Raw genomic sequence first — 21347 nt, forward strand, 5'->3', positions numbered from 1 at the left:
GTTAAGCCGCTACTAAAACTCATGAGTATCTTATTTACCCCAAATGTCCTGTCTTAACCCAAATTATGGTTTCTCTATCAACAAAGGGATGGTGCACGCTCGTGTGTGGACTGCGCATCCAGGTGCCTTCGGGATAGCGTCCGTGTTCATCACAGAACTCGCCGGATAACACCAGTATTTCTTCGCCGCCCAGGTGGCGGTGTGGTTTGAACACTTCATTTGCTGGCCACTTTACCAGTGCAACGTGCTCAGTGCCATGACTATGTAACGGCATAACTTCTAGCCCGCCTTGGCCGGGTAACCACTCAGCTTCATGGGTGTTAATGCGCACAACTTGAGTGTCGGTTGGTTGGAATTGATGCAGCTTAACCAGTAATTTGCAGCCATCTTTACTAAAGGGGGCATGTGAGCTTCCTGGTGGGTTACGAATATAAGTACCAGCTGGATAGTCACCGTTTTCATCAGAAAAAACACCTTCGAGAACTAATATTTCCTCACCCAGTGGATGCTCATGAGTGCTAAATGATGCACCTGGCTTATACTCAACGATGCTGGTCGCACGACCGCGCTCAGCCTCTTCACGCTCCAATAATTTACGACGCACACCAGAAGCCGGGCTGTCGACCCACTCCTGTTTCGCCGTTTCAATAATGACTCGTTTAGCAAAATCTAAATTTAACATTACCTAAGTCTTACATCCGTCAAAAACCGTATTACACTTACGTAAATTAACACCTTAATAGTTCACGCTGAGCGAAAGACAAAAGGAAAACAGCAGAATGGCTGAAAAAATGATTGTTGCATGTCCTTCATGCCACAAGAAAAACCGCATTGTGGTCGATAAGAGAAACGAGAACGCTGTTTGCGGTCATTGTCGGTCATTACTTTTTAGCGGGAAAATTATTGTCATAAATAGTGATGAATTTCGAGCTCATCAGAGTGCTGATATGCCTCTCATTGTAGACTTTTGGGCGAGTTGGTGTGGGCCTTGCCAGCAGTATGGTCCTCATTTCGAACAGGCGGCTACAAATATGCGATATGACGCTCAATTTTTAAAGATAAGTACGGAAAAAGAGCCCCATTTAGCGCAACAATATGCTGTGCGAAGTATTCCGACAACTCTGTTTGTTAAAAATGGTCAGGAAGTGGCTCGACAAGCTGGTGTCATGTCGGCGTCACAGATTCAGCAGTGGGTAGCTCGGTATTAATACGCTCAATTATCCTCTGGTACGGGGTTTGCTCACCTGAGCATCTGGCTTCTCCGGAAACTTATGTTTAAAACAACTGCGTAATACCCAGCAAAATAGCGTAGCGGCCAGCTTTACTAATGAAAACCAGAATCAAAAATTGCCAGAAGGTTAATCGCAGCATACCGGCTATAAACGTAAGAGGGTCACCAATGAAGGGAGCCCAGGCCATCAGCAGCGACCACTTACCAAAGCGTTCAAACCAGCGATGACCACGGGCAAGAGATTTAGGTTTGAACGGGAACCAGCGGCGATCCTGATACCGTACCAAAAAACGGCCCAGAACATAGTTGACTACTGACCCCAGCGTATTACCGATTGAGGCTAGCCACCAGATTATCCAGACATCGTAATCCATGCGCTGGGCTGCCACGACCACAAACTCAGACTGAGCAGGCAGTATTGTGGCGGCCAGAAAGGCTGTCAGAAATATACTTAAATACATAAAACCCTATTACGTGGCACAGCTTATAACGGATGTCATCAGTGTACTGGAAATGACAAACACAAAAGTTTTTGACTACACTCAACAATGAACACTCATCAATAAAGCAGAGAGGTACCTCAATGGCATTTGAAAAATGTCCAAAGTGTGAAGATCAGGTACTGGATAATAACTATAGCTGTCCTGCCTGTGGTTTTGTGAAGAGTGAAAAATCGGAACAAGAGAACCAACCGGGCGAAAACAGCGCTATTACGTCTGAGAACACATCGAAAAGTTTGCAGATACAAGGTGTGTTATCGCTCGTTATTCTTATCGTGGGTGTGCTTTGGTTCTTTTTAACCTCAGAAGAATCTCAACAAAGTAACGAAATCAATGTGATACCTCTGGTTATGTTTATCGGCGGTCTTATCTGGTACATAGTGACGCGCTTTCGAATCTGGCGTTCGCACTCTTCTTAAATGGACTTACGTAAAAGCACAAAAGCCCAACAACACCGTTGCTGGGCTTACGAGTCTTTTGTTCATCAGTCTTTTATACGCATCAACCGATGAATGGCTCTTTACGACGCACGCAATGCTTTAAAAATCATAGGTGGCAGAAAGGCGAATGTCACGACCGGCCTCATAAGGCCCCACCACGGTTGGGAACACTTCGCTGTAGTCACCGACACTTGAATGGTTTATGTATTGCTCGTCCAGCAGGTTAGTTACCGCTATGTTCACCGAAAAGTTGTTAGTAATATCCCACGCGCTATAGAGATCAACAACGGTATAACTTGGCTTGTTCAAAGTATACAGCGAGTCGGTCCAGCCATTCTCCAGCGCCTGATGCAGGGTTTTAATATGAATGTCATCTACTCGAGTCACATTAAAGCCAAAGCTCAGGTCGTTTGTAACAAAGTAGTCTGCACCCAAAACAATAGTGTTACCACGGCTGTTACCCAAACCATTAAACTCATAGGCGTTCAAATCGATTGAATCATAACTCTCAGTGTACAAGCCGTCGCGCGGAGAAAGCTCAGAGTCTGCGCTGGAAAAGCCGAAGTACATGTCCAGAGAGTTCCAACGATACGCAAGGTTAAATTCAACACCTGTCGACTCAACGTCACCAATGTTGTTGTAGACAGAGTTCCCTGCAAAACCACTGAAAATGACGTCATATATGGTTGACTGATAAACACTGAATTTTGCATTCAGATTATTAGCACTGTACTCAATCGAGGTTTCGATGTTCTCAACCGTTTCCGGTACGACATCACCGGCGACAACGGGAATATCGTTTCCGTCGTAAAGGTATTCGTCCAGAGTAAAGCCATCGCCAATTTCTTTACCTCTGGCGGCCTCGGCGTAACTTAATCCAAACTTCCATGCCTGCGACAACTGATACGACAAACCGGCGTTAAAGCTAAGCTCACTGTCATCGAGGCTCGCCGGCGTATCCGTTACAGGCTCGCCAGAATACTCATCAAGCAGAATTTGTTGCTGAAATTCATAGTCGTCATAGCGCACGCCGTAGCTAAACAAAAGATCGGCTGTAATATGACTATGCGCTTGCGCGTAAACGCCTAATACACTGCTTTCTTCTGAGTTTTCTTTCGGGCCGGCAGCAGGGCCACTTTCTACCTCATCACTGCGGTAATCGACGCCGTAAGTAAAGCTGTGGTTGAGAGTTTCGCTGGTATTGCGAATATCAAAACCCTGAGTGTCAATTTCAGCTAACCAATCAAAACGGCCACCGCGAAACGATGAGCTTGTCTGGTAAGCGGTTGCTTTAAGGTACACCGCGTCACTGTGGTCAAACCGGTAATTGGCGACATAGGTGTCACGTTTAGCCGCGCTTGGATAAAGCGGCGAACCTTCGGGTACAACCCAGTTCGGGCGAGCAGAGAATTCACCTTCTTCATCGCGCTGCTCAAAACTGAATGACACATAATGATTATTGGCAATGTCACCACTTGCTTTTAAAAAGGTGAGGTCCTGGTCTGCTGCTGTACCGTATATTTTATTATCGTCACCGTCTTCCATGGTGTTGCGGTCAACGGTACTGAAATAGCCTAAAAGACCAAATGAGTCATTAAGCTTCCCGTATAACGTGCCGCTGTAACGCGTGCCATCATTAGAGAAGTAGTTCGCTTTTAAACGACCGCCAAACTGCTCGTCATTGTGCAGTAAGTCCTGAGCATCTTTTGTCTTGAAGCGTATTGAGCCGCCAATAGCTCCAGGGCCACTGGTCGCCTCGCCAGCGCCGGCCTGTACGTCTATTTGTTTGAGTAAATCTGGGTCCAGGGTTACGCGACCAATATGGTGAAACAGGGTGGAAGTTTGCTGCGCACCATCTACCGTCACATTAAGGTATGCATCTTCAAGGCCGCGAATATAAATCTTTTGGGCTACACCAACAGAACCACCTACGCTTACCGAGGGAGATTCCCGGAAAATGTCAGCAAGGTCATTCGCCTGAAACTGCTCTATGTCGTCTGCAGTTACACTAAAGTTTGTGGCGGCGCCAACGACAGAAATTCGCTCTATTTGTTTCTCTTCTTTATCGCTATTTTCAACATCCGCTGTCTGCGCAAACAGGACTGGGCTAAATAGCGAAAACACCGCTCCAGTAAAGATAAACTTATTCAAAACAGTTCCCCCTTTAGATTTTATTAAATCTAAATGAGAATGATTATATTGTTCATTTGAAATAAAACAAGGCCTTCGGGATTGCCACAGAATAAGTTATTCAGAGGATTGCATGCGTGGGGCTGCTATCCGTCGAGATATCGTTAGATGCTTGCGAGGAAAAAGCAGAAATACGAAGTTATTTTCAGTAATGGACATACATATCTCTAAGAGCCGTCTATACTTTTAAATAGCGTCATAATTGAATGATGCTGACAAACTCTTTAAGGAGTTGACAATGGATACGCAAAAAAATAAAGGTTCACAAACGCCAAACAAACCAGGCGAACAGAAGCAGGCAGCACCCGGTCAGCAAAAAGACCAAAAGCAATCTGAGCATGCACCTGCTAAAAAAGCGTAATTAATTACGCAATCCCGAGCCCAGTGTAATTTGCTGGGCTTTTTTGTAGGGGCTAATAAAGTTTTTCAGCAACTATACTTCTATTGGCTTTTCGCACAGCAGCTCCCACGCCTGAAGCATCTCTTTCTTCGCAGAACCCCAGCGATACCGGCCTAAAGCGCCGCTTTTCTGAATAACACGGTGACACGGAATTAGCATTGCAACAGGATTAGCTCCAACAGCATTACCAACTGCACGAGATGCCCCTGGGCAATCGAGTACATTGGCAATTTGCGAATAGCTCGCCAGCTTTCCCGGTGGTATCCTCAATAACGCTCGCCATACGGCCACTTGGAAATTAGTACCCATAACGTGCAATGACAAGGGGTTAGACTGCCCGTCTTTTAACCGACTAAACAGTACGTTAGCCACATAGTTCGTCGCGTTTTCGTTGCTTACGAGCGCGGCTTTGGGCCAGTCTTTGCATAAATCAGTAAGTATCTCGTCAACAGCTCTGGAGCCCAAAAACTCAATGCGGCATACGCCCCGTGGAGTAATTGCGACAAATATCTTACCAAAAGGAGTTTCATTTACGCCGTATTGGATAGTAACTCCCTGGCCTTCGTTCTTGTATTCACCTGGCGTTACGGCTTCTAGCTTTACAAAGTGGTCATACAGTCGGGAGCCTCCGCTTAAACCCATGCTGAGGGAAACATCCATAAGAGAGCTTTCTCCCTTCAGCATTCGTTTGCTTCGCTCCAGCGTAAGGGCCTGCAGGAAGCGTTTCGGTGTGGTGCCTGCCCATTTACAAAACACCCGATGGAAGTGGAACGGACTGAGATGAACATGAGCAGCAACGTCTTCCAGGGTCGGCTGGCTCGATACATGCCCTGACATATAGGTCATGGCTTTTTCAATGCGAGTGTAGTCAGACATAATCAATACCTTTAAACGTAACGAATTGATACACCACCATCCACTAATAAGGTGGAACTGCAGGTAAGATTAGAAGTATCACACGCTTACTATAATGCCGACCCGAAGCTTGCTATCTGGAGACAAGTGACCTCGAATTCAGACTGAATCGATTTTTTCATAAACGGGTGTCACTTGTTACACCCTATTGCTAATAAGCACTTCTATTTTAAGTTATATTGTAGCGCTTAAAACCATTTAGAAAATTAGGAACGTTCAGGCGACGTAATTAGAGGTTCTATTAATGCAACGAACAAAAAAAGCGGCAACCAAACGCCAGCATATTCTTGAGACGGGGTACCGGTTGGTACTTAAAAAAGGCTTTGCTGCGGTGGGGTTGCAGGAAATTCTTAAGAGTTGTGGTATCCCAAAAGGTTCCTTCTATCATTATTTTCCATCGAAGGAAGCCTTTGGTTGCGAGTTGTTGAAAGAGTACACCAATGATTACGGATGTAAGTTTGAGCAGCTGCTTACGGCATCGGGTAGTGGCCGAGACAATTTAATGCGTTACTGGGATGCCTGGATAGCTGACCCTGATGACCCGACACGTGGTTGGGCGGAAGAGTGTCTGGTGGTGAAGCTTGCGGCTGAGGTTGCAGACATGTCTGAGACTATGCGGCAGATCCTGGATGATGGCGTGCAGCAGCTCATAGTAAAGATTGCGACTTTGATTGAGAATGGTCGTAGTGATGGCTCGCTAGCTGATGGAGCTCCTCCCCTTCAATTGGCTCGGATGCTTTACCAGATGTGGATGGGTGCGGCATTGCTCGCTAAATTAAGCCAGGACAAGGAACCTCTACATGAAGCGCGGAATTCAACTCTTCTAATGCTGGATTGCAGCGATACTAAGGCTTAAAAGGCCGTTATCCGCTATACCCGAGTTCACCGGCTCATCACTCTGAGTCGATTTGACAGAATTGCTCATTGTCCGCTACAGTTAAGAATAGACCGGTCGTCTATAGCGCAAGGCGTTAAAACACGTCGATCTAAAACCTGATTGGTTTAGAGAATTTACCAATGTTTACTTATAGACAATGAACGGGAGATAGAATGAGTAACCAAATTACTACGATCAATCCCTCTAACGGCGAACAGCTGAAAAGCTATACGAAAATGGATCTTGCCGAGGTCACTCAGATAATCGAGGAGAGCCACGCTGCATTTTTACAATGGCGTCTTGAGTCGCTGGAGCAGCGTGCTAAGAGCGTGAAAGCTATCGGTAAGGCGCTGCAAGAACACAAGGAAGAGTTTGCCGACCTCATGGTTAAAGAAATGGGGAAACTGCCCGAACAGGCTCGTCAGGAAATCGACTTATGCGTGGGTATATGCGACTACACCGCTGAGCATGGCCCGGAAGAGTTGGCTGATGAAGAACGCAAGCCAGGCAACGGTCAGCGAGGTATTGTCACTTACTCGCCAATTGGTATCGTCTACGGTATCCAGCCATGGAACTTTCCCGCTTATCAAGTCGTACGCTATTCGATAGCTAACATCATGGCCGGCAACACTGTGCTGCTGAAACATGCTGAGAACGTTACCGGTAGCGGCTTGTTGCTGGAAAAAATTTATCGCGAAGCAGGACTGCCTGAAAACGTGTTCCGCACCTTGGTTATTTCCCACGAGACTTCGGATGAAGTCATTGCTCACTCACTGGTACGTGGTGTGACTCTCACCGGGAGCGACGGCGCAGGACGTAAAGTGGCGACTCAGGCTGCTAAGCATCTCAAAAAGACGGTGCTGGAACTTGGCTCTAACGACGCGTACCTGGTGCTCGACGATGCCGACCTCGATGTTGCGGTGGATACCTGCGTTATGGGACGGGTATTCAACACCGGACAGACTTGTGTGGCTGCCAAGCGGTTCGTGGTGACCGAGGCTAACTACGAGGCATTCAAAGAGCGCTATGTTGAGAAGATGAAAGCTCTGAAAGTTGGTGACCCTACGCAAAGCGATACGGATGTAGGCCCTATGGCCCGTGTTGATCTGCGAGACCAATTGCATAAACAGGTTGAAGAAAGCGTGAGTAAAGGCGCCCGCATACTTTGTGGCGGGGAGAAACCTGAGGGCAAAGGTGCCTTTTATCCGGTAACCGTGCTGGAAAATGTCGAACCGGGTCAGCCGGCTTACGATGACGAGCTGTTCGGCCCAGTTGCCGCATTGATTCGTGCTAAGGATGACGAAGACGCTATGCGCATAGCTAACGACAGCCGCTACGGCCTTGGTGGTGGTATTATCTCAAAAGATGTGCAGCGTGCCACGGAGTTGGCGAGCAAATACTTCGATACCGGTATGGTTTTCATCAACGGCTTCGGCGTTGCAACACCAGAGATGCCCTTTGGTGGTGTTAAGGACTCAGGCTACGGCCGCGAACATGGCGGTTTTGGCATGCATGAGTTTGTTAATGTTAAGGCAATCAACGTGGTTAAGGAGTAATTCCTCGCAGGGTTAGCTTTTAACTTACCGGCCACTCCTCAATGAGTGGCCGTTTATAAACTCTTTTGTCCCCGTCTTTTCTGTCAGCAACTACTGCTGGGTCTGATTTAACGCCTGAATAGCAAAGCTGCCAAGCCAGTGACCACCTTCGTAGCTATCGCCGATTAGATTAGGGTATGAGTGCGCCATATGCTTATCGGCTATTTTGCGTAAATGCCTGTACTGCGGGTATTGGTTAGCCAGCGCATAGAGGTTCCAGGCGCGGCTGAAATTTAAACCGTCCAGATGAACCAGTTTGCCATCGGTTCTGTCGCCAACTTCACCTACCGCCAGACTGAATTCTGGGTCAGCGAGTTGTGGCATAAAATCATCCAGCCAGGTTAAAAACTGCTGCTTCGGTAGAACGCGCTGCATTAAGCCAATTTCTTCCAGGCAGGGCGAAAGAAAGTCGTAGCCGCTGGGCTCCCAGCCTATGGGGCAGTTTTTATCTTCCAGAAAATAGTCTTTCGCGCGTTTGGCAATTAACTGCTGTAGTCCGGTGTGCTGCTGGTTAACGGCATAGTCGTAGGCGAAACTTAAGCCAAAGGCTGTGTTGGTATGCTCGCCCACACGCACTGGGTAAACTAATCGAGGTAAGAAGTTGATATAGCGCTCAACAATTAAATCGGCTAATGGTTGTAAGTTAGCGGCTAGGTCTTTGGCCATAGGGTCTTCCCATGAATGGAGCTCGTCAGACAGCTTTAACAGCCAGGCCCAGCCGTAAGTGCGCTCAAACGAGTCATTAATATCTTTACTGAAAAAGTCGACTTCGCGCGCCACTTTCTCGGCGGTTAAATTACGTTTAAGTATGGCTTTGACTTCGTCGGCCTGTTCTAAGTCCGGAAACTGACGCAGCAACGTCACCATTGACCAATAACCATGAGCGGCGCTGTGCCAGTCAAAACAGCCGTAAAAAACCGGGTGCAGAACCGACGGTTCCTTTAAATCATCGGCACTGCCTAATATTATTCCTGTTTTGTATGGATAAGGTGTCTCGACACAATGCAGTGGTAGCTCCACCAGCTTATTGGCTTCCGAGAGGCTGAGCTCGTGTGACGATGCGTTATTATCGGCCGCCTGAGTGAACAGGCTAACCGACATGAGTAGGGCACTGCTTATAATGCCGCGAATATTCATAATGTTGCCTTATATGCTGGAGACTGTGTTAACTGGCTCATTGGTTTTTCAGTAAATCGAGAAAGAAAGCGTATTCCAGCGCCGTGTTTTGCAAGCGCTTAAAGCGCCCGGAAACACCACCGTGACCCGCTTCCATTTCGGTTTTAAACAGCAGCAGATTATCATCGGTTTTATAATCCCTGAGCTTAGCGACCCACTTGGCTGGTTCGAAATACTGCACTTGTGAGTCAAAGAGTCCGGTGGTTACCAGCAGGTTAGGGTAGTCCTGTGCGCTGATTTGATCATAAGGTGAATACGACAACATATAGTCGTAATAGACTTTCTCTTTCGGGTTACCCCACTCGTCAAACTCGTTGGTAGTGAGAGGAATACTCTCATCCAGCATGGTCGTCACAACATCGACAAAAGGTACATGTGCCGCTACGCCAAGGTAAAGCTCCGGTGCCTGATTGATCACTGCGCCCATTAACAGGCCACCAGCACTACCACCCATGGCAAAGACTTTATCCTCTGCGCCATAGCCTTGCTCAACCAATGACTTAGTCACATCAACAAAGTCATTAAAGGTATTTTTCTTGCTCAGTTTTTTGCCGTCTTCGTACCAGGTGCGACCGAGCATTTGTGAGCCGCGAATATGGGCGATAGCAAAAACAAAGCCGCGATCCAGTAAGCTTAGACGGTTGCTGCTAAAGCTGGGTTCTGAAGTAGAACCGTAAGAGCCATAACCGTATTGATAAAGTGGGTTGGCGCCATCTTTTTTAAATTTGTCCTTACGGTAAACCAGTGTTACCGGTACCTCAGCACCGTCCCGGGCGGTGACAAATAACCGTTCGGAAGCGTAGTTTTCAGGTTTAAAATCGCCAAGTACAGGCTGTTGCTTTAACAGCGTTTTATCCAGACTGTTCAGGTCTACATTATAATGGCTACCCGGAGTGGTCATACTGGTGTAGTAAAGGCGCAGCTCAGGGTTATCGGCTTCTTTGTTACCGTAAAAATACAGCGTGTAAGCTTTGTCGCGGAATGAAAGCTCTTGTTCATCACCGGTATTTAGGTTTCGTACGAACACCTCTGTTAGTCCGCGCTGGCGCTGTTTATAAACCAAATGCTGGTCAAACAGCTCAATGTCTTCCAGTCGAGTGTCTTCTTTATGTGGAATAACTTCCTGCCAGTGCTGCTTGTCGCCAAGCTTATCTGCGCTTACCCGCATCAGGCGAAAGTTCACGGCATCCAGATTGGTCAACACATAATAATCATCACCGTGTTTAGCTATGCTGTATTCCAGGCCGTCTTCCCGTGGCACAAACTCAACCGGCTTGGCGTTGGGGTCATTGGCATCAATTAGCGAGACGCCTTTAGATTCGGTCGCATCATGGATAATATAAATTTTTGAGTCGTCTTTGCTTTTGCGAATGCCGGTGTAAAAGGTTGTGTCCTGCTCTTCATAGACCAGTTCATCTTGTTGCTGTTCGGTACCCACTTTATGACGATATACTTGATAACCCAGCAGGGTTTCCGGGTCTTTCTTTATGTAGTAAAAATGCTGTCCGTCGTTACCCCAGACAATATCGCCAGACGTATTTTTGATTTGATCCGGGAGTAACTCACCGGTTTTCATATTCTTAAGTTTAATTTCATACATACGGCGGCTAACGGTATCTTCACTATAGGCAAGAATCGCATCGTCCGGGCTAACTTCAAGACTGCCTACGGAGTAATAATCTTTACCTTCAGCAAGCTCATTAACATTTAACAAAATTTGCTTGTTGGTACCGGAAAAATCTGTACTGCGAACGTAAATCGGGTATTCGTTATCGCCGCGCATTTCTGTTGAGTAATAGTAGTCGCCGTCACGTACTGGTACGGAGTTATCATCTTTGGCAATGCGGCTTTTCATTTCTTCAAACAGCTTTTGCTGCAAATCTTCCGTGTGAGCCAGCATCTCATCCGTATAAGCGTTCTCTGCCTCAAGATAAGCCAGTACTTTAGGGTCTTTACGTTCATCGTCCCGCATCCAGTAATAATTATCGATGCGGGTATCACCATGAATGGTCATTTCATGAGGGACTTTTTCTGCTACCGGAGCTTCAACGCCTTGTTTAGAGGTCGATGAGCTGGTATCGGTGTTTTGATTCGCGGGAGAGCAGGCCTGCAATAATGCAGCACTTAATAGAGCAATATAAAGGGGGCGAAGTTTTTGCATGTGGAGATCTCGTTATGATTATTATTTTAATTCAAATGATATTAACAAAGTTATAATTTGTTAGCTATATCGGGGGAAGCCAGGTATTTATAGGCTTTTCTTAATTTCAGTAGTCTGGTCTTAAAAGCAAAAAGCCCAGCAACATCCTTGCTGGGCTTCCGGATTGGTTTACTAATTGTACAAATTAATTAGCTTTTGAGTTCACCCGATGCTGACTCGATATGAGCACGGACAAACCACTGGAATTGCTCAAGCTCAGCGAGTTGGCCAGTGAGCATGTCTTCCGAAACAGGGTCTAGTTCAGCGAGTTTATTGAGCGCGTCTCTGTGGTCTTTATTAACACCGTTGTACACTTTATCAAGCGCAACCAGATGTTCAGTGACCAGACCCCTGCCTATCGAATAGTCTTTCCATGAACGGCGGTCCACAATTGACTGCGGGGTACCGGCGGGAACGCCGCCCATAGTGGCGATGCGCTCTGCGATGGTATCGGTCATTTCACGAATGCTATCAACCTGCGGGTCCAGCATTTCGTGTACGCCAATAAAGTTTGGACCAACCACGTTCCAGTGAACATGTTTAAGCGTCAGTTGAAGGTCAAGCAGTGCAACCAGACGGTCGTCGAGCAGCGCTATAGCGTCTTGGGCAGATTCGTTTTTAATCCCAGGGGCGGTGAATTCAGCTGTTTTATCACTTGTATTCATTATTCCTCCTGTTATTTGTTCATCACTCCTTTATACGCGTAAATCGATGCAATGGATCTTTACGCTTAGCAAGCAACGACGGCCACCCTATATGGTGGCCGTCGTTGCCGAAAGCGCGAAAAACTTATTGCCTAGTAGCGTTCAAGCCAGTGTGCATAAGGTGCAGGTAATACCCAGGAAGGCTTCTCGACACGCAGTACTTTGGCGGCGTCGTAAGGCCAGTGAGGATTCTCCAGATGAGCACGACCAACCATGACCAAATCCAGTTGCCCTTGTGCAATGGTGTGTTCTGCCAGTTGAGGTAAATCAATGCCCCAGGCGGAAGCCACTGGAATATCTACTTCTTTACGAATGCGCTCCGCAATAGGTGCCATAAAGCCTGGGCCCCAGGGAATGTTGGCGTTTGGTGTTGAGAAACTGATACTGACATTTAAAAAGTCCAGTCCCTCTGCTTTTAGCAACTGAGTCAGCTTAACGGATTCCTGCATTTGCTGTTCGTCATTGCCATCAAATTCAATCACGCCGAAGCGCGCGGTTAGCGGGAAGTTATCTGGCCATACTTGTTTTACCGCACGAACTGTCTCTACCAGGAACCGGGCACGGTTCTCAAACGAACCACCATATTCGTCAGTACGCTGGTTAGCATGAGCTGAAAAGAAGCTCTGGCCTAAGTAGCCGTGAGCAAAGTGCAGTTCAAGCCATTCAAATCCTAAGTCACGAGCTCGTTCGGCAGCGGCGACAAAGTCGATTTGCACGCGTTTTATGTCATCCAGCGACATTTCTTCAGGTTCGCGAGGCAGGTTTGCACCAAAAGCGATAGGAGAAGGCGATATTGGCTGCCAGCCTCTAGTATCATTTTCAGCTATGTGGTCGTCACCGTCCCAAGGGCGGTTTGCGCTGGCTTTGCGGCCGGCGTGGCCAATTTGAATGCCGGCAACGGCGCCTGCTTTTTTTATATTCTCCACAACAGGCGCAAAAGCTTGTGCCTGTTCGTCGTTCCAGAGGCCTGTGCAGTTAGGGGTAATGCGCCCTTCAGGGGAAACTGCGGTGGCTTCGACAATGACTAAGCCAGCACCGCCACGCGCCAGGCTGGTGTAATGGCTTAAATGCCAGTCGTTAACGACACCGTCTTCAGCCATATATTGGCACATTGGGGGAACGGCAATGCGGTTACGCAAACGGACGTCTTTTAACTCGAACGGTTGAAATAGTGCGGACACCTTAAGTACTCCTGTTAATTACTGCGCTTGCTGTAAAAGCAATTTTGAAGCACCTATACTAGCTCGGGCACTGGTTTGAGATAATTAGAAATAATCTATCTCAACCATCGAAAAAATGAATCAAACGAACGCCGCCCTGACTAACCTTTCTGCTCCCGCGTCTCGACATCCAGTTTGAAGTCGACGACTTTCGTTTCGCCGCGATACCAGAGCTCAATACTTTCAGGCTGCCCGTAATAATAGAACACATGCACCGGTTCGCCGTCTTCGCGCTCAAGTAGAATAACGTTGTCAAAGGGCTGCAGGTATTTTTGCTCTGCGTTCTTCGCGAAAATTCGGTTGCGAAGCTTTGTGTTTAACCGCGTGCCGTCAAGGGTTTCTTCGGGAGTAAACACGCTGTAGTCAACAACAAGTCGGTTGTCGTCTAAGCGCATACCGTCGGGTAAATTGTCGGCGCTGTAGCTTTTTTTGACAATATCCGGTGCCGTTAATAGCGGAATGCGGACTTCGATACGAGCTGGCGACTCCGGCATATACTCAGGGGTATACGCAAAGCCATATGTGGTGAAACTGAATACCTCATCTTTGTCGCGTGTTAACTCAATGGTTTCGTCTGCGTCATCGAAAAATTTCACCATTTCGGTCAGTATCACTCGCTTAAATTTTGGCTCTAAGTTGAAGTGGTAGCGGTCTGAACTGCTGATAAAAAGCTGGCTTTGTACCGGCGGGTATTTCAGATAGATCCGTTCTGTGTGTTGATATTCCGGAAGGTGCCGACTTTTTTCATAGCGAATATCAATAAGCTGTTTCATTTCTTCTTCGGTTAAATCGACTCGTCGTTTTGGCCTTTCATCATAAACCGGGCCTGCCAGGTCGATATCAGGCAAAGTGCTTAAATCAATCTCATCACTATTGTCTTGTTGGCCAAGGAAGTGAATTGGAATTTCAATTTTGTGAGTTACTTTATCGCGGGTTTTCTTGCGGGGCAGCAAAGTCACTCGTGCGGTAGCTACAGGCCCCATAAAGGCAAAGGCTTTATGCAGAACGCGGCCTTCGCCTACGGAAAGTTTGTCATGTAAGTTATTGCCTTCGGTGCGTACGGTTTCTGCATCAACTTCACCCCGCATGGCTCGTTCTATGATTTCGTCAAGCCATTCACTCATTCGTTCGTGATAATCAGACTGCAGTGTCGTATCCATTCGCAGTTGAAGTTCCCGCTCGGTTGGCGAGAGGGCTTCACCAATAATGTCTTCGTCTCGCAGCGGCATTGCCTGGTCATCCGGTACTTCAATTTTTATGTCGTAGTTAAAATCACCGGCCTTAACCAGAGTGACAGAATATCCGCGCTGCTCTTGAGTTTTGCCCACATCGCTTGCTTTAAACTCGAACTGAAGCACATCTTTGGGTAACTCAGTTTCAACGTCGCCGAGCAGTTTAACGGGTTGTAGGTCGTCTTCGGTACGCGGCTCTTTGAAATAAAAGCGTTCTGGGTCGTAACGAATTTCATCGGTTTGGGCAACCCAGTCTAATAGGTCAGGTAGGGCTTTGACGTCGCCGTTATCCATCACTACCTGGGTAAACTGCAGCTGACTTTTAAAGGGAAAAGCAAAAGGTTCACGAACCTGAAACCACTGACCCTCGCGTGAAGCGGTGGAAGCCACAAAGTTGTTACGGTAAATATCCAGAAGCTTTTGTGGGCTTTCGTAGTCTTTTAGTCGTTTAAATCGGTCGGCGGTGTAGGGGCGACCTAAGGGGCCTATGTAAGAAGCCTTGAAAGGCTCAACATAAAAGTACTGCGCAGGTTTTTCATCGAATTTTATCGTTCTGTAAATGTTCCGGTGGGCTATAAACTCCTCGCCCTCCAGAGCTTCAAACAAAGCTTTATCTTCAATGGTTTGGATTTTTTTCTTACGCTCTTTTCTCTTTTGCTGTAATTCAGCTAAAGCCGCTTCTTTTTGCTCCACACTCAGTACCTCTCTTGCTGAATAACTGTCGTTACTGTTGCAACCCAGCGTAATAGCGCCCGCTGAAAGTGCGCCAATAAGCAACAAAATTCCTTTTTTATTCATGACAGTACCTAATCTGTTTTACTGATAGCTGTACCAGCTAGCGCTAAAAATTCTGTTCGTTTAAAGCATGACCGCTAAGAGTACCTGTTAAAGCGCACAATTTTAAGTTAAGGCTTTGTAAAAACACAGGCTAGCGGCGGGTTTTACTCGCTAGCCGGCTGATGAGCGCTATAGAGTTGTCGTATACTGGCAAATATGAGACTACTGCTACAAAAATAGACCGGAAATAACCATGTTGAAGCTGAAAACCTTAATTGCCGGCTTAGTGTTGTGCTTATTGAGTGCCTCCGCGCAGGCCGAAATTCTCTACAAGGTGACAAAAGAAGACCAGACTATTTGGGTATACGGCACGCTGCACGCCGCCAAAAAAGACTTAATTAAGCTGTCTGAAACGGCAGAAAATGCATTGAAAAACAGTGAAACCGTGTGGTTTGAGGTACATCCGGAGAAAATTCAAAGTGCTCAAGCGTTGTTTATGCAGCATGCCCGGCGCTCCGAGGGTAAGTTATCTGACACGGTCGATAGTGAAACCTGGCAGCAGCTCACTACGCAGGTTGAAAAGTATGGTATGAACGCCAGTGCGCTGGAACAGCTCAATGCCTGGTTCGCACAAATTGTCATTGTTTCGCAAGCCATTGCGCAATCCGGTTACACCGCCGAAGGTGGCTCTGAAGGAAAGCTATTTGAATTGGCAAGAAACTCGGACATACCAGTTAAAGGGCTAGAAACCGTCGAGCGACAAATAGATGCATTACGGGCGGCTCAAAGCGAATCTGGTGAGGGTGAATTGCTGGAGCAGACGCTTGCGGAAGTAGAAAAAATTGAAGAAGTTTTTGCCGATATCCAGAAGACCTGGCTAGAGGGCGATCTTGATAAACTCACCCACTACTTAAACCAGAACCTACCTCCTAAGGCGTTAGACGAGCTGATCACGAAACGCAACAATGAATGGATAACAAAACTCGCTAAGGTAAATGAAGCTGATACTGTATTCGTGGCCGTTGGGGCGGGGCACCTTGGTGGTCAGCAAGGCGTGCTTGAGCAATTTGAAAAGCAGGGCGCCGATATTCAAAAAATGTAGGAGATAGTCGCCATTACAGCTGGTTAACGACGTAATCAAACTGTCATTTAAAGTCAGTACTATTGCCTGTTCGAAAATATAACGCTGAGCTTGTTAAGCCAGAGGTTTCAGAACGGGGAAGACGGCATGACCATGAAAGAGAAAAAGCTGAAGATTGATATTTCAGGCGTTGATCCAATTTGTAATAAGTCAAAAGGTGATGACTTTTACGATGTGGTGAATCGTCAGTTAAGCCGCCGCTCTTTCCTTAAAGGTGGTCTTGGCGTTGCTGTCAGCTCCTTTATGTTATCGCCTTTAATGGCGGGTTGTACGTCCTCTAAAGGCACTGCCCGTTCATCTGCGGGGCTTGGTTTTCAGGCCATTGCCGGCAACCGAACCGATGTTGTTGATGTACCCGTTGGGTATCGTGCTCAGCCTTTTCTGCCCTGGGGTACGCCACTTGTGCCTGGTGCCGGTGAGTTTAAAACTGACGCAAGCAATTCGGCATTAGATCAGGCGCGGCAGGTTGGCTCGCATCACGACGGTATGCATTTCTTTCCCATAGACGTGAAAGAAGGTGGCGCTTCCTCGAAAGAAGGGCTGCTGGTGATGAACCATGAATACGTCGATCCGCAAATTCTGCACGCCAGTTTTTCTCCTAATGCACCACGCCCGCAGCAGGAAGTGCTGAAAGAGATGATGGCACATGGTGTATCGGTAGCTCATATTATTCGTAAACCCGATGGCGAATGGCAGCTTGTTGAGGGCAGCCCATACAACCGTCGAATTACCGCAAGTACCCCAATGCAAATGAGCGGGCCTGTTGCCGGTCATGACAAGCTGGTAACCCGCTTTAGCCCTGACGGCACCAAGACTCGCGGAACCATTAATAACTGTTCGCATGGCCATACGCCCTGGGGCACTTATTTAACCTGCGAAGAAAACTGGGCGGGCTGTTTCATGAACGATGACGATACTCATCCTCGTGAGCATGAACGGTACGGTGTGAACCGCGAGAACAGTCGTTATTACTGGGAAACAGCAACGCCGGGTCTTGACGAAACCCTGCGCTTTAATGCCTCTTCTACCGGTTCTACGGCCGCGGATGATTACCGGAATGAACCGAACCACTTTGGCTGGATTGTTGAAATAGACCCTTTCAATGCTAAAAGTACACCGGTTAAACGAAGCATGCTGGGTCGCTTTGCTCATGAAGGTATTGTGTTTGCTCCGGCAGTGGAAGGAGAGCCGCTGGTGGCTTATTCCGGCGATGATTCGCGCTTTGAGTATATTTATAAGTTTGTTTCGGCGAAGCCTTATTATAAAGCGACTGCCTCAGGCGAGCTGTTGAATGAAGGTACGCTGTACGTTGCGCAATTTAATGATGACGGAACGGGTCGCTGGCTGCCGTTAGATATTGAAAACTCAGAGTTCCAGGCAAAGGCCAGCGAAGCGGGCGTCGGGTTCCATTCTCAGGCCGATGTGCTGTTAAATACCCGGCTTGCGGCCGATGTTATGGGGGCGACGAAAATGGACCGTCCGGAATGGGGCGCTGTTCACCCAACGACCAAAGAAGTCTACTTCAGTTTAACCAATAACACCCGGCGTACTGAAGTGCAGACTAATGCTGTGAACCCGCGTGCAGAGAACGCTTACGGTCATATTGTGCGCTGGAGCGAAGACAACCAGCAAAGCGCTGAATCCTTTCACTGGGATATTTTCTTAATGGGCGGAGAAGCGGGTACCCGCACTCCAAATGCCGAAGGGAAAGACCTGACTCTAACGTCTAACAACCAGTTCGCCTGCCCGGATGGCTTGTGGTTTGATCATAGAGGCACGCTCTGGATCCAAACGGACATGAGTGGTGAGCTGTTAAGTGAGGGCAGTTTTGGTAATAACGGTATGTACGCTGCGAACCCTGAGTCTGGCGAGTTGAAGCGCTTTTTGGTGGGGCCTGTGGATTGCGAAATTACCGGGGTGGTTACAACGCCCGACGGGAAAACCATGTTCGTGAATGTTCAGCACCCTGGTGACCGACTGGCGCCTGGTAAGTTTAGCAGTAGCTGGCCTGCCGGTAACGGTGCGCGTCCGCGTTCAGCAACGGTTATTATTACTCGTGAAGACGGCGGAGTCGTTGGAGCCTGAAATAGCCAGCCGATCAGTTAATCTGATCGGCTGAAACTCTGAATACCACGGGTGTTAGTCGCAGCTACACCGTAACGTTCAGGCGTACGTCGATGTTATTACGAGTCGCGTTTGAGTACGGACAAACCTGGTGTGCTTTTTCAGCAAGAGATTCCGCTTCGTCCTGGCTCATGCCCGGTAAATGAATGTTCAGCGTGGCATCAATACCAAACCCGCCTTCAATCTGACCAATACCTATTTCGGCTTTAACTTCAGTGTCTTTGGGCAGTTTAACTTTTTCCTGACCCGCAGCGAACTTCAGTGCGCCGATAAAACAGGCTGAATAACCCGCCGCAAATAATTGCTCAGGGTTTGTACCATCACCGCCTGCGCCACCGAGTTCTTTAGGTGTTGTCAGTTTTACTTTCAGTTTGCCGTCGTCAGACTCTGACTGACCATCGCGTCCGCCGGTTGATGTTGCTACAGCTTTGTACAGAATATCCATAACGATTACCTCACTATTTGGTGTGTTGGGAACTAATACGCATAATGTTAGTGCAATAACAGTTATCGCGATAACAGTATTTTCCGAACGAAGTTATCGATATTTTCGATACATCGGACTTGGCTAGTGGTCGGGCTTGTCTTGTAACTGCGCCCGCAGTGATTCAAGGGTGTGTTTTAAGGCAAGGGCCTCATCAGGCTCCAGTTGAGTGGCGCAGAAAACCTGCTCCGGAACATCGCAGGCAGACTGTTCCAGTTGCCGACCTTGTTCGGTGAGGTATAAATGCAGTTGTCGCTCATCGTCGATATTGCGCTTTCGGGTTATTAGCCCGCGCTGCTCCAGCCGCTTAATAACCGGACTTAACGCGCCTTTTTCCTGAAACAACTTGCGGCTTATTTCCGTAATGGTCACGCCATCGCGCTCCCATAAAAGCAATAAAATAAGGTATTGCGGATAGGTCAAATCAAGCTTCGAGAGCAGCGGCTTGTAGAGCTTATTCATTGCTAGTGAGGTTGAGTACAACGCAAAGCAAAGCTGGTTATCCAGCCTGAGCGCTTTATTACTGTTATTGTCTGCCATGCGTTGCTCCTGTGTCGTTTGTCTCAATGATACGCAAAGTCAGCTTACAAACAAAGTTTAGGGTTTATAGTTAAATAAGTTAATGTCTTATAGTAATACAAATTAACTTTGTGCGAATTAGGTTCGGGGTAGTCTCTAAAACTATTTCCCGGATACCTTAAACCAGGAATCATGTTATATGCCGAATAAATTAATGACTATGCTCGGGGGCTTTGTGCTGGCGGCTTCAGCTATTGGCTCTGCTGTGGCCGGAAATCCTATTATTAAAGAACGCTTTACCGCCGACCCGGCAACCTTAGTGCATGACGGTGTGGTCTATCTGTATGTAGGCCATGACGAAGCTAAAGAAGACGGCGACTTTTTTGTCCTTCGCGAGTGGTCTATCTATTCGTCAGAAAACTTAAAGGACTGGACGCTGGAAGGCGCTTTTCCCCGCACGGAATTTGAGTGGGCAAAAGGCGATACCGCCTGGGCTGCCCAGGCGACTGAACGAGACGGTAAGTTTTACTGGTATGTAACCGTACTAAACGACGACCCCGCTCCGGAAAAACAAGGTTTTGCGATAGGAGTGGCGGTGTCGGATGACCCGGTTAATGGTTGGAAAGACGCAATAGGCGGGCCATTGATAACCGCTGATATGACAGAATCGCCTGAATTTATGAAGGATGAGCCGTGGGACAATATCGACCCAACTGTATTTATTGATGATGACGGACAAGCGTATTTGTATTGGGGGAACACGCACCTCTACTACGCACGTCTGAAAGACAATATGACCGAACTGGACAGCGAAATTCATAAAGTTGATATCAATAACATGCCAGGTACCTTCACTGAGGCGCCGTGGCTGCATAAATACCAGGATAAATATTACCTGACATTTGCGATGAATTATCCTGAAGAGCTGGCGTATGCGGTAAGTGACTCGCCTGAAGGGCCGTGGGAATATCAGGGGCTGATAATGGATGTGTTACCTGATAGCGGAACTAGCCATCAGGCTGTTCTTGAGTTCGAAGAGCAGTGGTATTTGGTTTATCACACCGCCGCGCTGCCAACGGGTGGGAATTATCGTCGTTCGGTTTCGATAGAACATCTTGAGTACAATGAGGACGGCAGCATCCAGAAAATTACCCCAACGGCGTCGGGTATTCACTACAATGCGAAACAGTTGCAGGCCTTTTCAAATAAAGAGTTTCTGACTTATCAGGGTGACGGTGCCGCTGTTGCTGCAGGTGAGAAAGAAAACTATAGCCAGCTGTGGCATCTGCAGTCGTTACGCGGTGAGAAGAATACGGTTTCGTTTCAGCCTGAAGCATCACCTGGTTTCTACCTTGTTTCGGAAAACGGTAAGTTAACCGTAAGCAAGCATGATGGCTCAGACAGTTTTATCGCCAACGCGACCTTTAAGCAAGTTGAAGGCCTGTCCAATAGTGAGTGGTCTTCTTATCATTTGGCAGATAAGCCAGAGGTCTATCTGGTATTACATGAAGGCAGTCTGAAGCTGAGTAAACCTTCGTCTAATGAAGAGAAAGAGGCGGCGACTTTCCGGCCTTCTGCACCTTGAATATAATAAAAAGAGTCCCATGTTTTCCTTAACAAGC

Annotated in this window: 19 protein-coding genes; 8 read left to right on the forward strand and 11 right to left on the reverse strand. The window is 47.5% G+C overall.

Translation table 11 applies throughout. The annotated features are described in order from the left end of the window. Nucleotides 1-34 precede the first annotated feature (34 nt). A complete protein-coding gene (locus IL_RS00335; RefSeq protein WP_011233328.1) occupies nucleotides 35-682 on the reverse strand; it encodes a cupin domain-containing protein in 648 nt (215 codons plus the stop codon). Between the two features lie 97 nt (nucleotides 683-779). Here IL_RS00335 and trxC point away from each other — a divergent pair, with 97 nt between their 5' ends. Then, nucleotides 780-1208 carry a thioredoxin TrxC gene (trxC, locus tag IL_RS00340; protein WP_011233329.1) on the forward strand — a complete coding sequence of 143 codons (429 nt, stop codon included), beginning with the start codon at nucleotides 780-782 and terminating at the stop codon, nucleotides 1206-1208. A 67-nt stretch (nucleotides 1209-1275) separates the two neighbouring features. Here trxC and IL_RS00345 read toward each other — a convergent pair whose 3' ends face one another. Further along, complete coding sequence (locus IL_RS00345) at nucleotides 1276-1692, reverse strand: YqaA family protein (protein ID WP_011233330.1); 417 nt, start codon at nucleotides 1690-1692, stop codon at nucleotides 1276-1278. Nucleotides 1693-1814: 122 nt separating this feature from the next. On the opposite strand from IL_RS00345, the gene IL_RS00350 reads away from it, so the two are divergent. Continuing rightward, the gene (locus tag IL_RS00350; protein WP_011233331.1) at nucleotides 1815-2150 is read left to right on the forward strand and encodes a zinc ribbon domain-containing protein; all 336 of its coding nucleotides are present in this window, start codon (nucleotides 1815-1817) and stop codon (nucleotides 2148-2150) included. A gap of 120 nt (nucleotides 2151-2270) precedes the next feature. Here the strand turns inward: IL_RS00350 and IL_RS00355 are convergent, their stop codons facing one another. Further along, complete coding sequence (locus IL_RS00355; protein WP_011233332.1) at nucleotides 2271-4322, reverse strand: TonB-dependent receptor; 2052 nt, start codon at nucleotides 4320-4322, stop codon at nucleotides 2271-2273. 277 nt (nucleotides 4323-4599) lie between these two features. On the opposite strand from IL_RS00355, the gene IL_RS13810 reads away from it, so the two are divergent. Next, nucleotides 4600-4722: a hypothetical protein gene (locus tag IL_RS13810; RefSeq protein ID WP_255801540.1), complete on the forward strand. Its 123-nt coding sequence runs from the start codon at nucleotides 4600-4602 to the stop codon at nucleotides 4720-4722. A gap of 72 nt (nucleotides 4723-4794) precedes the next feature. Here IL_RS13810 and IL_RS00360 read toward each other — a convergent pair whose 3' ends face one another. After that, nucleotides 4795-5637: a bifunctional transcriptional activator/DNA repair enzyme AdaA gene (locus IL_RS00360; RefSeq protein WP_011233333.1), complete on the reverse strand. Its 843-nt coding sequence runs from the start codon at nucleotides 5635-5637 to the stop codon at nucleotides 4795-4797. Nucleotides 5638-5920: 283 nt separating this feature from the next. Between IL_RS00360 and IL_RS00365 the strand changes: the two genes are divergently transcribed. Continuing rightward, the gene (locus tag IL_RS00365) at nucleotides 5921-6532 is read left to right on the forward strand and encodes a TetR/AcrR family transcriptional regulator (RefSeq protein WP_011233334.1); all 612 of its coding nucleotides are present in this window, start codon (nucleotides 5921-5923) and stop codon (nucleotides 6530-6532) included. A 194-nt stretch (nucleotides 6533-6726) separates the two neighbouring features. Next, nucleotides 6727-8109: an NAD-dependent succinate-semialdehyde dehydrogenase gene (locus IL_RS00370; RefSeq protein ID WP_011233335.1), complete on the forward strand. Its 1383-nt coding sequence runs from the start codon at nucleotides 6727-6729 to the stop codon at nucleotides 8107-8109. Between the two features lie 90 nt (nucleotides 8110-8199). Here the strand turns inward: IL_RS00370 and IL_RS00375 are convergent, their stop codons facing one another. The 5 genes from IL_RS00375 to IL_RS00395 form a co-directional block, all read right to left on the reverse strand. Continuing rightward, entirely contained in the window at nucleotides 8200-9285 is a 1086-nt protein-coding gene (locus tag IL_RS00375) for a DUF2891 domain-containing protein (protein ID WP_011233336.1), read from the reverse strand. A 37-nt stretch (nucleotides 9286-9322) separates the two neighbouring features. Beyond that, complete coding sequence (locus IL_RS00380; protein ID WP_011233337.1) at nucleotides 9323-11485, reverse strand: S9 family peptidase; 2163 nt, start codon at nucleotides 11483-11485, stop codon at nucleotides 9323-9325. 188 nt (nucleotides 11486-11673) lie between these two features. After that, on the reverse strand, nucleotides 11674-12189 hold the full coding sequence (dps, locus tag IL_RS00385) for a DNA starvation/stationary phase protection protein Dps (protein WP_011233338.1): 516 nt from the start codon (nucleotides 12187-12189) through the stop codon (nucleotides 11674-11676). Between the two features lie 131 nt (nucleotides 12190-12320). Next, on the reverse strand, nucleotides 12321-13409 hold the full coding sequence (locus tag IL_RS00390; RefSeq protein ID WP_011233339.1) for an NADH:flavin oxidoreductase/NADH oxidase: 1089 nt from the start codon (nucleotides 13407-13409) through the stop codon (nucleotides 12321-12323). A gap of 140 nt (nucleotides 13410-13549) precedes the next feature. Then, nucleotides 13550-15478, reverse strand: a complete 1929-nt coding sequence (locus tag IL_RS00395; protein ID WP_016341246.1) for a hypothetical protein — start codon at nucleotides 15476-15478, stop codon at nucleotides 13550-13552. A 232-nt stretch (nucleotides 15479-15710) separates the two neighbouring features. Here IL_RS00395 and IL_RS00400 point away from each other — a divergent pair, with 232 nt between their 5' ends. Next, on the forward strand, nucleotides 15711-16559 hold the full coding sequence (locus tag IL_RS00400; protein ID WP_011233341.1) for a TraB/GumN family protein: 849 nt from the start codon (nucleotides 15711-15713) through the stop codon (nucleotides 16557-16559). A 126-nt stretch (nucleotides 16560-16685) separates the two neighbouring features. After that, nucleotides 16686-18683 (forward strand): PhoX family protein, encoded by a 1998-nt coding sequence (locus tag IL_RS00405; RefSeq protein WP_011233342.1) that lies wholly within the window; start codon nucleotides 16686-16688, stop codon nucleotides 18681-18683. A 64-nt stretch (nucleotides 18684-18747) separates the two neighbouring features. Here the strand turns inward: IL_RS00405 and IL_RS00410 are convergent, their stop codons facing one another. Both IL_RS00410 and IL_RS00415 read right to left on the reverse strand, forming a co-directional pair. Beyond that, nucleotides 18748-19167 (reverse strand): organic hydroperoxide resistance protein, encoded by a 420-nt coding sequence (locus tag IL_RS00410; RefSeq protein ID WP_011233343.1) that lies wholly within the window; start codon nucleotides 19165-19167, stop codon nucleotides 18748-18750. Between the two features lie 123 nt (nucleotides 19168-19290). After that, on the reverse strand, nucleotides 19291-19746 hold the full coding sequence (locus IL_RS00415) for a MarR family winged helix-turn-helix transcriptional regulator (RefSeq protein ID WP_011233344.1): 456 nt from the start codon (nucleotides 19744-19746) through the stop codon (nucleotides 19291-19293). 178 nt (nucleotides 19747-19924) lie between these two features. Between IL_RS00415 and IL_RS00420 the strand changes: the two genes are divergently transcribed. Then, a complete protein-coding gene (locus tag IL_RS00420) occupies nucleotides 19925-21310 on the forward strand; it encodes a family 43 glycosylhydrolase (protein ID WP_011233345.1) in 1386 nt (461 codons plus the stop codon). Nucleotides 21311-21347: the final 37 nt, after the last annotated feature.

Origin of the sequence: Idiomarina loihiensis L2TR, from assembly GCF_000008465.1 — a bacterium.
Taxonomy (GTDB): domain Bacteria; phylum Pseudomonadota; class Gammaproteobacteria; order Enterobacterales; family Alteromonadaceae; genus Idiomarina; species Idiomarina loihiensis.

Coding starts and splice junctions, on each gene's coding strand:
- IL_RS00405 (WP_011233342.1), top strand. CDS start 16,686: ATGACCATGAAAGAGAAAAAGCTGAAGATTGATATTTCAGGCGTTGAT.
- dps (WP_011233338.1), bottom strand. CDS start 12,189: ATGAATACAAGTGATAAAACAGCTGAATTCACCGCCCCTGGGATTAAA.
- IL_RS00345 (WP_011233330.1), bottom strand. CDS start 1,692: ATGTATTTAAGTATATTTCTGACAGCCTTTCTGGCCGCCACAATACTG.
- IL_RS00380 (WP_011233337.1), bottom strand. CDS start 11,485: ATGCAAAAACTTCGCCCCCTTTATATTGCTCTATTAAGTGCTGCATTA.
- IL_RS00400 (WP_011233341.1), top strand. CDS start 15,711: ATGTTGAAGCTGAAAACCTTAATTGCCGGCTTAGTGTTGTGCTTATTG.
- IL_RS00420 (WP_011233345.1), top strand. CDS start 19,925: ATGCCGAATAAATTAATGACTATGCTCGGGGGCTTTGTGCTGGCGGCT.
- IL_RS13810 (WP_255801540.1), top strand. CDS start 4,600: ATGGATACGCAAAAAAATAAAGGTTCACAAACGCCAAACAAACCAGGC.
- IL_RS00370 (WP_011233335.1), top strand. CDS start 6,727: ATGAGTAACCAAATTACTACGATCAATCCCTCTAACGGCGAACAGCTG.
- IL_RS00375 (WP_011233336.1), bottom strand. CDS start 9,285: ATGAATATTCGCGGCATTATAAGCAGTGCCCTACTCATGTCGGTTAGC.
- IL_RS00335 (WP_011233328.1), bottom strand. CDS start 682: ATGTTAAATTTAGATTTTGCTAAACGAGTCATTATTGAAACGGCGAAA.
- IL_RS00410 (WP_011233343.1), bottom strand. CDS start 19,167: ATGGATATTCTGTACAAAGCTGTAGCAACATCAACCGGCGGACGCGAT.
- IL_RS00415 (WP_011233344.1), bottom strand. CDS start 19,746: ATGGCAGACAATAACAGTAATAAAGCGCTCAGGCTGGATAACCAGCTT.
- IL_RS00360 (WP_011233333.1), bottom strand. CDS start 5,637: ATGTCTGACTACACTCGCATTGAAAAAGCCATGACCTATATGTCAGGG.
- IL_RS00365 (WP_011233334.1), top strand. CDS start 5,921: ATGCAACGAACAAAAAAAGCGGCAACCAAACGCCAGCATATTCTTGAG.
- IL_RS00395 (WP_016341246.1), bottom strand. CDS start 15,478: ATGAATAAAAAAGGAATTTTGTTGCTTATTGGCGCACTTTCAGCGGGC.
- trxC (WP_011233329.1), top strand. CDS start 780: ATGGCTGAAAAAATGATTGTTGCATGTCCTTCATGCCACAAGAAAAAC.
- IL_RS00350 (WP_011233331.1), top strand. CDS start 1,815: ATGGCATTTGAAAAATGTCCAAAGTGTGAAGATCAGGTACTGGATAAT.